General features: G+C 43.1%; 11 protein-coding genes, 1 pseudogene and 1 riboswitch. Of the genes and pseudogenes, 1 reads left to right on the top strand and 11 read right to left on the bottom strand.

The features are described from left to right. Positions 1-43 precede the first annotated feature (43 nt). A pseudogene (locus tag ABFG93_RS15655) lies at positions 44-699 on the top strand (lactate/malate family dehydrogenase). Positions 700-740: 41 nt separating this feature from the next. On the opposite strand, the gene ABFG93_RS15650 reads toward ABFG93_RS15655, so the two are convergent. The 11 genes from ABFG93_RS15650 to ilvB all read right to left on the bottom strand — a co-directional run bounded on the left by ABFG93_RS15650 (position 741) and on the right by ilvB (position 12,695). Continuing rightward, positions 741-1,586, bottom strand: a complete 846-nt coding sequence (locus tag ABFG93_RS15650) for a MetQ/NlpA family ABC transporter substrate-binding protein (protein ID WP_347552866.1) — start codon at positions 1,584-1,586, stop codon at positions 741-743. Between the two features lie 24 nt (positions 1,587-1,610). Further along, positions 1,611-2,279: a methionine ABC transporter permease gene (locus ABFG93_RS15645; RefSeq protein ID WP_347548950.1), complete on the bottom strand. Its 669-nt coding sequence runs from the start codon at positions 2,277-2,279 to the stop codon at positions 1,611-1,613. Then, positions 2,272-3,294: a methionine ABC transporter ATP-binding protein gene (locus tag ABFG93_RS15640; RefSeq protein ID WP_347548949.1), complete on the bottom strand. Its 1,023-nt coding sequence runs from the start codon at positions 3,292-3,294 to the stop codon at positions 2,272-2,274. Before ABFG93_RS15640 ends, ABFG93_RS15645 begins: the two co-directional genes overlap by 8 nt. 151 nt (positions 3,295-3,445) lie before the next feature. Then, positions 3,446-3,555: riboswitch (SAM riboswitch) on the bottom strand. A gap of 124 nt (positions 3,556-3,679) precedes the next feature. Beyond that, a complete protein-coding gene (ilvA, locus tag ABFG93_RS15635; RefSeq protein WP_347548948.1) occupies positions 3,680-4,690 on the bottom strand; it encodes a threonine ammonia-lyase in 1,011 nt (336 codons plus the stop codon). Next, positions 4,687-5,277 carry a 3-isopropylmalate dehydratase small subunit gene (gene leuD, locus ABFG93_RS15630; protein ID WP_347552865.1) on the bottom strand — a complete coding sequence of 197 codons (591 nt, stop codon included), beginning with the start codon at positions 5,275-5,277 and terminating at the stop codon, positions 4,687-4,689. Before leuD ends, ilvA begins: the two co-directional genes overlap by 4 nt. 15 nt (positions 5,278-5,292) lie before the next feature. Beyond that, complete coding sequence (gene leuC, locus ABFG93_RS15625) at positions 5,293-6,705, bottom strand: 3-isopropylmalate dehydratase large subunit (RefSeq protein ID WP_431522007.1); 1,413 nt, start codon at positions 6,703-6,705, stop codon at positions 5,293-5,295. Between the two features lie 31 nt (positions 6,706-6,736). Next, positions 6,737-7,843 carry a 3-isopropylmalate dehydrogenase gene (gene leuB / locus ABFG93_RS15620; RefSeq protein ID WP_347548946.1) on the bottom strand — a complete coding sequence of 369 codons (1,107 nt, stop codon included), beginning with the start codon at positions 7,841-7,843 and terminating at the stop codon, positions 6,737-6,739. A gap of 16 nt (positions 7,844-7,859) precedes the next feature. Next, positions 7,860-9,401 (bottom strand): 2-isopropylmalate synthase, encoded by a 1,542-nt coding sequence (locus ABFG93_RS15615; RefSeq protein ID WP_347548945.1) that lies wholly within the window; start codon positions 9,399-9,401, stop codon positions 7,860-7,862. After that, a complete protein-coding gene (gene ilvC / locus ABFG93_RS15610) occupies positions 9,388-10,413 on the bottom strand; it encodes a ketol-acid reductoisomerase (RefSeq protein ID WP_347548944.1) in 1,026 nt (341 codons plus the stop codon). Before ilvC ends, ABFG93_RS15615 begins: the two co-directional genes overlap by 14 nt. Before the next feature lie 42 nt (positions 10,414-10,455). After that, a complete protein-coding gene (gene ilvN / locus ABFG93_RS15605; protein WP_347548943.1) occupies positions 10,456-10,977 on the bottom strand; it encodes an acetolactate synthase small subunit in 522 nt (173 codons plus the stop codon). Beyond that, a complete protein-coding gene (gene ilvB / locus ABFG93_RS15600) occupies positions 10,974-12,695 on the bottom strand; it encodes an acetolactate synthase large subunit (protein ID WP_431522006.1) in 1,722 nt (573 codons plus the stop codon). Before ilvB ends, ilvN begins: the two co-directional genes overlap by 4 nt. Between the last annotated feature and the right edge of the window lie 64 nt (positions 12,696-12,759).

Raw genomic sequence — 12,759 nt, 5'->3', positions numbered from 1 at the left:
ATCATATGGAAAACAAAATCTAAATAAGCAGGGGTGGATCTCAATGTTTCAAGGTAAAACAACACGCGTAGCGCTCATCGGAACCGGTTTTGTTGGAACAAGCTATGCTTTCTCTTTATTAAACCAGGAACTAGTCAATGAACTTGTCTTAATTGATGTGAATAAAGAAAGAGCAGAATCGGATCCGGCACGATACTCGACACCGCAAGGTTCCGTTACTTACTAAGTGATTACTTTAATGTTGATTCTAGAAACGTCCATGCCTATATCCTTGGGGAGCATGGAGATACAGAGCTTCCTGTGTGGAGTCATGCGACGATTGGAAGCAGGCCAATCATGTCTCTTATTAAAGATAATCCGAATGCGATGGAAGACCTTGATGAATTATTCATCAAGGTACGCGATGCGGCCTATCATATTATTAATCGCAAAGGGGCCACTTATTACGGGATTGCGATGGGGCTTGTCCGATTAACAAGAGCAATTATTCGTAATGAGAACTCCATCCTTACAGTCTCTACCCTGTTAGACGGCGAATATGGACTGAAGAATCTTTATATCGGAGTCCCTGCCATCGTGAATAACAATGGTATTCGAGATATTATTGAACTTGATCTGGATAAAAATGAAATGGAAAAGCTTCATCATTCAGCCGAAACATTGAAGCACGCTCTGGAGCCTGTCTTTCAACACGAATAAGCATACAAAAAAGGTTCTCCAAATTGGAGAACCTTTTGATTTTACTCGTCTACTGGCACAACCGCACCATCATATTCTTCTTCAATAAACGTTTGAATTTCTTCAGAATGTAGAACTTCAACTAGCGCTTGAATCGCTTCGTTGTCTTCATCACCTTTATTTACCGTTATCACGTTCACATATGGTGAATCTGCATCTTCAAGAGCAATTGCATCTTCTTGAGGATTTAGTCCTGCATCAATCGCATAGTTTGTATTAATCATAACTGCATCACCTTCACCCTGTTGATAAATCTGTGGAAGCAGGGAAGCTTCTACATCAGTTTTAAATTCGATATTTTTAGGGTTTTCTGCAATATCTTCAACTGTAGCATCAGATGGTTTTACACCCTCTTTTAATTTGATTAATCCCTGTGCTTCTAATAACGAAAGCATACGACCGTGGTCAGAAACAGAGTTACTCATAATGATTTGGGCGCCATCTGGAAGATCTTCTAGGCTACTGTAGTCTTGAGAATAAACGCCAATTGGTTCGATGTGAATTCCACCAGCATTTACGAAGTCATAATTTTCGTTTTCTTCCATCTGTAATTCCATATAAGGAATTGTTTGGAAATAGTTTGCATCTAATTCACCATTCGCAAGCGTCTTATTAGGGAGAATATAATCTTGGAATGTTTTGATTTCAAGCTCCACACCTTTTTCTTCAAGCATAGGCTTCGCTTCTTCAAGAATTTCTGCGTGAGGAACATTAGATGCACCTACAACAATTTTCTTAGAATCGCCTTCTTCACCTGAACCACCTTCACTGTTTCCACCATTGTTCGAACCACATGCTGCAAGAACAGCTAGTGCAAGAACAGACAAAATCGTTAATATTTTTTTCATCATCAATCTCTCCTTTTCTTCTAATTACCTTTTATCTATTGCTCGTGTTGTAAGATCTCCACCTATCTGGAGAATTGCAACAATAACTAATATGAGGACAGTAGCAACTAACGTCACATCTGGATTGTTCCGCTGAAACCCGTCAAGGTAAGCAAGATTACCAAGACCACCTGCTCCAACGACACCAGCCATTGCTGTGTAGCTTACAAGTGCAATTGCCGTAACCGTTATACCTGAAATGAGGGCTGGCATGGCTTCTGGAAGGAGCACCTTAAAAACAATCTCCCCATTTGAGGCCCCCATGGATTGAGAGGCTTCAATAACACCTTTGTCTACCTCTCTTAACGCAATTTCAACCATTCTTGCGTAGAACGGAGCCGCACCAGCAATCAGGGCTGGTAAAGCAGCATTTGCACCAAGCATCGTACCAATAATATATACCGATAGAGGAATGAGCAAGATGATTAGAATAATAAAGGGAATCGATCGAAACAGGTTAACAATTCCAGCTATTACGCTATTGATGTACTTATTTTCCCAGATGTTACCTCGTGCCGTTAAAAATAATAGTAGACCGAGTAAAATACCCAGAATAAATGTAGCAATTACAGAGATTGCCGTCATGTAGACTGTTTGAAGGGTTGCCTCCCACATATTCTCCCAATAAACGTTCGGAAATAAAGATTCAGCCATTCGTAATCACCTCCGCTTCGACTCCCTGGCTGCGTACATATCGAAGAGCTTCATCTATGACAGCCTGCTCACCCTTCAGGAAGACAGAAAGCTTTCCGTAAGGACCATCCTGAGTATGAGAAATTTTCCCTTGAATAATATTCACTTCGATCTCATACCTCCGAACCAATTCAGTCACGAGCGGTGAGCCTGTCTTTCCTTTCAGGAACGTAAACTGAACAAGTTCTCCAGCGGCATCCTCCGCCAGATGTGCAATCGATTCCTTCATTTCCTCTGGTTCACTTAGTTGATTTACGAAGTCTTTCGTAATGGGTTCCTGTGGATGATGAAACACTTCTAGTACTGATCCTTCTTCCACTACACGCCCACTCTCCATGACTGCAACTCGATGGCAGATCTTCCGAATGACGTGCATTTCATGTGTAATCAAAACGATAGTTAATCCCAGTTTTTGATTGATCTCAGTTAACAACTCTAGAATACTGTCGGTTGTCTTAGGATCAAGTGCTGAGGTTGCCTCGTCACAAAGGAGAACTTTTGGATTATTCGCAAGCGCCCTCGCAATCCCTACACGCTGCTTTTGTCCCCCACTCAATTGAGATGGGTAAGCATTCTCTCTTCCTTCTAACCCTACAAGTTTAATTAGTTCTTCTACTCGCTTACTGCGCTTTTCCTTTCCAACCCCTGAGATTTCAAGCGGGAAAGCAATGTTTTCGCGCACCGTGCGTGACCAGAGAATGTTAAAATGCTGAAAGATCATCCCTATATCTTGTCTAGCTGATCGAAGCTCTTTTTCTTTTAAAGATGACAAGTTATTTCCAGCTACTGTAACAGTACCTTCAGTTGGTCTCTCAAGAAGATTAAGCATTCGTATAAGTGTGCTCTTACCTGCACCACTGTATCCAATCACACCGAATATTTCGCCTTTTTTTATTGAAAGATTCACGTCCTTAACTGCCTCAACCTTTCCTGATTTAGCGAAGAACGTTTTCTTGATACTTTTTAGCTCAATCACATGTCTCACATCCTTTATACATTTACAGGTAGTAACCAGGCTAGATTGATTCCTATTGCCTATCATACCCCGGGTACGACTTAACAAATATGTTTCTATAAAAAATGCCTTCCTGCAGTGAGCAGAAAGGCATGTCATAAACGATGTCTTCCTCTCATTTCTCAAAGCATATGCTTTGCAGGAATTGGCACCTTTTCAAACAAGTTGTTCGACGGTTGCCGGGCTTCATAGGGCCAGTCCCTCCACCTCTCTGAATAAGAGATATAAAATTGAAATTACTTTACTCTGGTTAAGTGCTAAATTGAATTCTAGCATGGTACTTTATGAGTGTCAATTACTGAGCAAAAAGTCACAATAATCAAAAAATGTTCCAAAATGAAAACCATCAGCTAATTTTTCTGATGGTTTTTGCACGCTGTGCAAGGAGTTTATATGAGGGAAGCTTATCAATATCTGCGTTACCGCCACTAATAACTGATCCAATCTTCTCGCCATTAATTCTTCCTGATTTGAAAAGAACAGCAGCAAGTGAAGCAGCACCAGCACCTTCTACAAGGGTTTTATGTCTCTCGAGCATAAATAGAATGGCGGTTGCAATTTCCTCTTCTGACACAGTTAACATATCATCAACGAGATGATCAATAATCGGATACGTTAGTTTCCCGGGTTCTTTAACAGAAATGCCGTCTGCAATCGACTTTACCGATTGTAGCACTTTCGGCCCGGCACCTTTATAACGATTCCATGTAGCAGATGCTTCAGCTGCCTGAACTCCGATGATCTTAACGTGGGGGAAATATGATTTCATTGCGAGTGCCATACCAGCTAGTAGGCCACCGCCTCCTACCGGGACAAGAATCACGTCCAGATCGGGGCATTGCTGCATCATTTCAAGCGCTACTGTTCCCTGACCTGCCATAACGTCAGGATCGTCAAACGCATGGACGAAGGTGGCTCCACGCTCTTTCTGCTCGCACTGTGCCCCTGCAAAGGCTTCGTTGTAAGAATCCCCTTCGAGAACAATTTCTGCACCATAAGAGCGGGTAGCCTCGATTTTACTGATAGGTGTTTGTGCAGGCATAAATATTTTAGATTTGATCCCTCGTTCATTTGCAGCGAGGGCTACTCCCTGTGCATGATTTCCAGCAGAAGCTGCAACAATGCCACGAGCAGCTTCAAGGTCCGTGAGTCTTGATACTTTGTTGTAAGCACCTCGGAGCTTAAAGGATCCCGTGCGCTGCAGGTTCTCCATTTTCAAGAACACATCTTTATTTGTTCGATCATTTAATGTTTTAGACTGCTGAAGCGGTGTTCGATGGACCGCCTGGAGCAGATTCTCCATTGCACTTACAACGTCAACGCCATATTTCTCCTGATAATTCCCAAGATCATTCACTCTCCCACATATTGTTTTTCTTCATATTGACTGATTTTCTCTTCAAGTGACAGTGTACGAGATACTTCATCCCAACCGTTTAAGAGCATTTCTTTCCAGTAAGGATCGATTTCAAATGAAGCCGAAAGTCCATTTCCATCACTGACTTGCTGTTGCTCTAGCTGAACACTGAGCTGGTACCCATTTTTCGACTTCGAAAAAAGTTCTGTGATCGTTTCCTGAGGAAGCGCAATCGGAAGGATTCCGTTTTTCACACAGTTATTATAGAAAATATCAGCAAAGCTTGGGGCGATAACAACTCTGAATCCATAATCAAGCAGAGCCCATGGCGCATGCTCTCGTGAGGAGCCGCAGCCGAAATTTTTACCGGCTACTAGAATCGTAGCATCCCTATACTGGTCTTCATTTAAATTGAAGTCTGAGCGGGGATTGCCATCGTCATCGAATCGCCAGTTGTAGAAAAGAAACTGACCGAATCCCTGACGTTCGATCCGCTTCAAGAATTGCTTTGGAATAATCTGATCTGTATCTACATTTACCTTCTCAAGAGGGTAAACCACACCTGTATATTCATTAATTGGTTCCAGGACTCCTCACTCCTTTCAAACGACAAGAGGTTTTACTTTTCTAGCATCTGTAAATCTACCTTCGATTGCAGCCGCTGCAGCCATAGCTGGACTAACTAGATGCGTTCTAGCGCCATTTCCCTGACGACCTTCAAAGTTCCGATTGGATGTTGAGGCACAGCGTTCACCAGGTGGAACGATATCATCATTCATAGCCAGGCACATGCTACAACCGGCTTCACGCCATTCAAAGCCTGCTTCTTTAAAGACATCATCCAGACCTTCTGCTTCGGCAGCATCTTTAACGGATTTTGATCCAGGTACAACAAGGGCTGTCACGCTATGGTGCACTTTACGGCCTCGTACAATTTCAGCAGCAGCTCTTAAATCACTTAGACGAGAATTAGTACATGAACCGATAAAGACATATTGAATATCAATATTTTGTATCGGGGTACCAGGCTTAAGGTCCATATAAGCTAAAGCCTGCTTAATGGCTTTTTGATCACCTGGGTCCTTATAGTCTTCTGGAAATGGAACTCTTGCATAAACAGAAGATCCCATCGAAGGATTTGTTCCCCATGTGACCTGAGGCTCAATTTCATCTGCAAAAATTTCCAGAACTTCATCGTATTTTGCATCCGGATCCGTTGCGAGCTTTTTCCATTCTGAAACAGCTTCATCAAATGCTTCTCCAGATGGCACATGACGTTTTCCCTTTAAATAGTTAAACGTTGTTTCATCCGGACTAATTAATCCCGCTTTAGCTCCTGCTTCAATGGACATATTGCAAACCGTCATTCGTTCTTCCATCGTCATGTTTCGAATCGCTTCGCCCGTATATTCAAGCACCGCCCCTGTTCCTGCATTCACGCCAAACTTCGCGATCACAGCAAGAATCAAGTCTTTGGCGGTTACACCAGCTCCCAATCTTCCTTTCACTCGTAATTCAATGGTTTTGGGCCTGGATTGCCAGAGTGTTTGTGTTGATAGGACATGCTCGACTTCACTCGTTCCGATCCCAAAAGCAAGGGCACCGAAGGCACCGTGTGTGGACGTATGGCTATCACCACAAACGATGGTTTTACCTGGCTGGGTTAAGCCAAGCTCAGGTCCAATAACGTGGACAATTCCCTGATCAGGATGGTTAATATCGGCAATTTCAACTCCAAATTCGTTACAATTTTCTTCAAGCTTTTCCATTTGCACCTTCGATACCGGGTCATTAATAATATGACGGGCAATTGTTGGAACGTTATGGTCCATCGTTGCGAATGTTAAATCGGGTCTTCTCACTCGTCGGTTATTCATCCGCAGACCTTCAAAAGCCTGCGGAGAAGTAACTTCATGGACTAAATGCAAGTCAATATATAGAAGGTCTGGACTACCTTCTTCTCTATGCACAACGTGCTTATCCCAGATCTTTTCGATAATTGTTTTCGGCTCCACACCCATCCTCCTCTACCCTTTTGTCATCTTGTTAGGCATATGCCTCCATAATTCCTGCAGTCGCATTATCTTCTTCTAGTTGAAAAATTACTTGTTTGACCATTCTATCTGTACTTAGCGCGTTTGCTCCTCTGCCAGCAATGTCACTTGTGAAATAACCGGCATCAAGTACTTCCTTCACGGCTTTCTCAATAGCATCCGCTTCTTCATACATTTGGAAAGAGTACTTTAGCATCATCGCTCCCGATAAAATCATGGCAAGCGGGTTGGCAAGATTCTTTCCTGCGATGTCAGGCGCTGATCCATGAACTGGCTCATACATCCCATATCCATCACTACGTAAGCTAGCAGAAGGCAGCATTCCAAGTGAGCCTGTAATCATAGAAGCTTCGTCACTAAGAATATCTCCAAAAAGATTTTCCGTTACAATCACATCAAAGTATGCTGGATGCTGAACCAGTTTCATTGCTGCAGCATCAACAAGCATATGCTCCACTTCTACCTCAGGATACGCCTTGGATTTTTCTTCCACAATCTCACGCCACATTCGACTGGATTCAAGAACATTAGCTTTGTCGACACTTGTTAGCTTCTGACGTCTTTTCTTTGCTGCTTCAAAGCCCTGATCGACAATGCGCTCAATTTCAGATCTTGTATAATGAAGCGTATCAACAACTTCGTTACCATCTTTTCGGCGTTCACTCGGGGTACCGAAGTATAATCCTCCTGTTAGCTCTCTTACGATCAACATATCAACACCTTTGATTCGATCCGCTTTAAGCGGAGAGGCGTCTAATAAACTATCAAAGGCAGTAACAGGACGAAGGTTCGCAAATAAGCCAAGCTCCTTTCGAATACCAAGAAGACCTCGTTCAGGACGAAGATGACCGGGAAGGTTTTCCCACTGAGGACCACCTACAGCACCTAAAAGAACAGCATCGCTTTCTTTACAGATGCGAAGCGTTTCATCTGGTAGAGGCTGGCCATCTTCATCAATAGCTGCCCCTCCGATCCTCGCTTTATGAAATTCAAACGTATGGCCAAATCGATCTGCCACGGCATTGAGAACCTTCATCGTTCCCTCCATTACTTCTTTGCCAATTCCATCACCGGGTAATACCGCAACTTTTCTCTTCATCCTTCTAACCTCCCTGTTAGACGTTCGCTTGTTTTTTCACCTGATAGCTTTCACGAGCAAGAATACGATTAACTGCGTTCAAGTAGGCTATAGCTGACGCTTCAAGAACATCCTGAGCTGTACCACGTCCATTGGACTCTACACCGTTATAGGTTACGCGAACATGAACTTCGGCAAGGGCATCTCTTCCTCCACCGACAGAGTTAATTCTATAATCTTGAAGTTGTAGTGAGCCTGTAATTAATTGCTCAAGCGTATTATAGATTGCTTCTACACTACCTGATCCGGTACCAGCCTGCTGGATCATCGTTCCGTCCGGCTTTTCAATTTCAATCGTTGCCGTCGGGATATTCGATGTACCATACTGAACCTGAATGCTATGAATTTCATATTTATCAACAAATTCATCCGTCTGAATATCCGTTAGTAGGACAAACAAATCATCTTCAGTTACTTGTTTCTTCTTATCAGCAAGGTCTTTAAAATCAGCAAATGCTTCGTTTATTTTAGCCTCATCAAGTTCGAAACCAAGCTCTTTCACTTTATCCCTGAAAGCATGTCTTCCAGAGTGTTTACCGAGTACAAGACTATTGGATTGAACACCAATCAGCTGTGGACTGATAATTTCATAGGTTGTTTTTTCTTTTAACACGCCATCCTGGTGAATCCCTGACTCATGAGCAAAAGCATTTGCCCCAACAACCGCTTTATTTCCTGGAACAGCCATTCCTGTAAGCTTACTCACTAGATTGCTAGTTCGCTTAATTTCATCAAGCTTTAATCCAGTCTCTGCCTGGTAAAAGTCATTTCTGATTCGAAGCGCAACAGCCACTTCTTCTATCGCAGCATTTCCAGCCCTTTCACCAATACCATTGATCGTTCCTTCGATTTGCGTTGCCCCGCATTCGATGGCTGCCAAAGAATTCGCGACTGCCATCCCTAGATCGTTATGACAGTGGGCAGAAAGATCAATACCATCAATATTTGGAACGTTTTGTTTTAAATAAGTAAACAATTCCCCATATTCTTGTGGACTTCTATACCCCACAGTATCCGGAATGTTAATAACGGAAGCCCCTGCATTAATCACTTCTTTAATGATTTTCGCAAGAAAGGTTCGATCAGAGCGACAGGCATCTTCCGCTGACCACTGTACCTTTGGAAAAAACTTTTTCGCATATTTCACTGCTTCAACTGCTGTTTCCACCACTTCGTCAGGCGTTTTCTTTAGCTTATGAGTCATGTGAATGGGAGAAGTAGCTAGAAAAACGTGTAATCTTGGATCAGCACCACCCTTAAGAGCATCCCATGCTGCATCAATATCTTTCACATTCGCTCTCGCAAGCCCTGTTACGGAGACGTTTCGAACCGTATCTGCGATATTTTTAACACCCTGGAAATCGCCCTTGGAAGCGGCGGGAAAGCCCGCTTCCATAATGTCGACTCCAAGTCTTTCGAGTTGTTTGGCGATTTCCAGTTTCTCTAATGCATTCAGATTGACTCCAGCTGACTGTTCTCCGTCACGAAGCGTTGTATCGAATACATTAATCTTTCGCACTGGCAACCACTTCCTTCTTTGATTTTGGTTTCACGAATGGCATCATTGCTCTGAGTTCCTTACCAACTTGCTCGATTGGATGTTGCTTTTCTTTCTCATTGATTGCATGGAATTCAGGACGATTCAATTTATTTTCTAAGATCCAGCCTTTCGCGAACTTACCAGTCTGGATGTCTTCAAGGATGTCTTTCATACGTGCCTTTGTATCCGCATCGACAACACGTGGTCCTGATACAAAGTCACCCCACTGAGCTGTATCAGAGATAGAGTAGCGCATACCTGCAATACCATCTTCATACATCAAATCAACGATCAGCTTGAGCTCATGTAAACATTCAAAGTAAGCAACTTCCGGCTGATATCCTGCTTCAGTCAGTGTTTCAAATCCTGCTTTTACAAGAGAGGATAGTCCTCCGCACAGTACTGCCTGTTCACCGAAAAGATCTGTTTCCGTTTCTTCTTTAAATGATGTTTCAAGAACACCCGCTCGTGCACCACCGATACCTTTTGCATAAGCAAGGGCCAGTTCTTTAGCGTTACCTGATACATCCTGATAAACACCGAATAGTGCAGGAACACCGGCACCGTCTTCAAACGTTCTTCTTACAAGGTGTCCTGGCCCTTTAGGTGCTACAAGGAACACGTCAACGTTTGATGGAGGAACTACCTGATTAAAATGAACGTTAAATCCGTGAGCGAATACAAGGGCATTTCCAGCGTTCAGTCCGGGTTCAATCTCTTGTTTATATACGTCTGGTTGATATTCATCCGGTAGAAGAATCATGATCACATCAGCCTCACTGCTGGCATCTTTCACTGTCTTCACATCGAAACCATCCTGTTCAGCCTGCTCCCATGAACGACCCTTTCTAAGTCCAACCGTTACGTCAAAACCACTTTCACGAAGATTAAGCGCATGAGCATGACCCTGTGAACCATAACCGATTACTGCGATTTTTTTCCCTTTAAGCGTTCCCTCATTGATATCACCGTTATAATATACTTTTGCCATTTTAATTCATCCCTTCTCAATTTGGTTTTAATGGTTAATTGGTTAATTTAATATAGAGTACTGTTTCAGATCAGTAACTGATTTCTGGCTTCCCCTTGGGAAAGCTGTGATCCCTGTTCGAACCATTTCCTTAATTCCATAAGGACGAAGAAGATCAAGAATCGCTTCAATTTTGTCGGAATTCCCTGTAACTTGAACCGTTATGCTTTCACGACTCACATCAATAATGGAAGCCCTGAAAGGTTCAATGATCCCTGAGATTTCACTTCTGATTTGTGCATTGCTGATCACTTTAATTAAGGCAAGCTCTCGTACTACAATCGCTTGATCTGTTATATCTGAAACCTTGAGAACATCGATTTGCTTATTAAGTTGTTTAATCAGCTGCTCAATTTTCCCATCTCCATCCACATTGACAACAAAAGTCATTTTAGAAATACCTTCTGTTTCGGTGTGGCCAACTGTAATGCTTTCAATATTAAACTGCCGCTTCGTCATCAGGCCGGTGATGCGATTTAGAACACCGCTCTGATTAATCACTGTGGCGGTTACGATTCGTTTCATGGTTTCACCCCAATCATCTGATGAAGCCCTTTACCAGGCGCAATCATTGGATACACATTTTCTTTCCCACTCACTCTACAGTCAATCAGCACCGGATCGCGGTGTGAAAATGCTTCTTCAAAAACAGCATTAGCTTCTTCCTCTGTGGACACTTTATATGATTTAATACCATATGCCTCGCCCAGTTTGACAAAATCTGGCTGAACAGGAATCAAAGAATGAGAATAACGCTCTTCATAAAATGCTTCCTGCCACTGCCTTACCATTCCAAGAGATTGATTGTTCATGATCACGATTTTGACGGGCAGGTTCAGCTCCTGCAGTGTTGAAAGTTCCTGTAGAGTCATCTGGAAACCACCGTCACCTGTTAGAGATACAACAGTTTGTTCTGGAAACGCTAGCTGGGCACCAACCGCAGCAGGAAAGCCAAAGCCCATAGTTCCTAGTCCTCCGGATGTAACCCATCGATTGGCATCTGTGAAAGCATAATATTGAGCTGCCCACATTTGATGCTGTCCGACATCTGTAGTTACAATGGCGTCTCCCTTTGTATGTTCATGAACAAGTTCGACAACCCGCTGAGGTAAAAACTCTTCTGTATTGACCTTTTTCCAGAGAGGATATTTTTTACTGTTCTCTGTTAGGTGATTTAACCACTCTTCTGTATCAGGCGTTTCAGTCTCAACATCAATTAGTTTCTTGAGCGCTTCTCTTGCATCGGAAACGATCGGGATTTGCGTTGGTACATTTTTTCCTATTTCAGCCGGATCTACATCGATGTGAGCAACTATCGCATTCTTAGCAAAGTGAGCAAGATTTCCTGTTAACCGATCATCAAACCGTGCGCCAATGGAAATCAGTAAATCACATTCATATAGCGCCATATTTGCTGTATACGTCCCATGCATGCCCCCCATTCCAAGGAAGAGCGAATGTTTGCCTGGATAGCTCCCTAACCCAAGAAGCGTATTTACAACCGGGATCTTATTTTTTTCTGTAAATGATAGTAGTTCTTTTCCAGCATTGGCATGGAGGATACCCGCACCGGCTAAGATAACCGGTTTTTTTGCCTGCCCAACCGCATCTGCAAGCTTTTTGATTTGCAGGATATTAGGTGAGAATGTTGGCTGGTAGCCTGGCAAATGAATAGTAGAATCATAGTCGGGGGATATGGTTTGGTTTGCCACATCCTTAGGAATATCAACAAGAACTGGACCGGGACGTCCTGTCGTAGCAATATGGAATGCTTCTTTAATAATTCTCGGCAGGTCCTGAACGTCCCGCACCTGATAATTGTGCTTTGTAATTGGCGCCGTGATCCCCATAATGTCAGCTTCTTGAAAAGCGTCTGTACCGATTACTGTACTTGCAACCTGCCCTGTAAAAATAACAAGTGGCAACGAATCCATCATGGCATCCGTAATTCCGGTTACAAGGTTAGTAGCTCCTGGTCCGGATGTTGCAATGACAACTCCGGGTTTTCCGCTGACTCTTGCGTATCCTTCAGCAGCATGAATGGATCCCTGCTCATGCTTTGATAGGATGTGTTTAATAGGTGATCGATACAGTGCATCGTAAAGTGGAAGCACTGCGCCTCCTGGATATCCGAAGAGGATTTCAACATTCTCCTTCTTTAACGAATGAATTAAAACATCTGCCCCGGTCACTTCCTCTGTTACCGCTTCGGCTTCTGGTTTCGCCTTCGCCCGCATACTCATACCCTCCAATTGCTTTATTGTCTTACCTGCCAACTTTCAATTTCTGATTAGGAATAGCGTATAA

This window comes from Pseudalkalibacillus hwajinpoensis (assembly GCF_039851965.1).
Lineage (GTDB): Bacteria > Bacillota > Bacilli > Bacillales > Guptibacillaceae > Guptibacillus > Guptibacillus hwajinpoensis_E.
Note: the sequence above shows the minus strand (reverse complement) of the source record. Positions and strands in the feature narration are given on the sequence as shown.

Excerpts from the sequence above, each read along its gene's own strand:
- ilvB (WP_431522006.1), bottom strand. The coding sequence starts at position 12,695 with ATGAGTATGCGGGCGAAGGCGAAACCAGAAGCCGAAGCGGTAACAGAG.
- ABFG93_RS15645 (WP_347548950.1), bottom strand. The coding sequence starts at position 2,279 with ATGGCTGAATCTTTATTTCCGAACGTTTATTGGGAGAATATGTGGGAG.
- ilvC (WP_347548944.1), bottom strand. The coding sequence starts at position 10,413 with ATGGCAAAAGTATATTATAACGGTGATATCAATGAGGGAACGCTTAAA.
- leuB (WP_347548946.1), bottom strand. The coding sequence starts at position 7,843 with ATGAAGAGAAAAGTTGCGGTATTACCCGGTGATGGAATTGGCAAAGAA.
- ilvN (WP_347548943.1), bottom strand. The coding sequence starts at position 10,977 with ATGAAACGAATCGTAACCGCCACAGTGATTAATCAGAGCGGTGTTCTA.
- ABFG93_RS15650 (WP_347552866.1), bottom strand. The coding sequence starts at position 1,586 with ATGAAAAAAATATTAACGATTTTGTCTGTTCTTGCACTAGCTGTTCTT.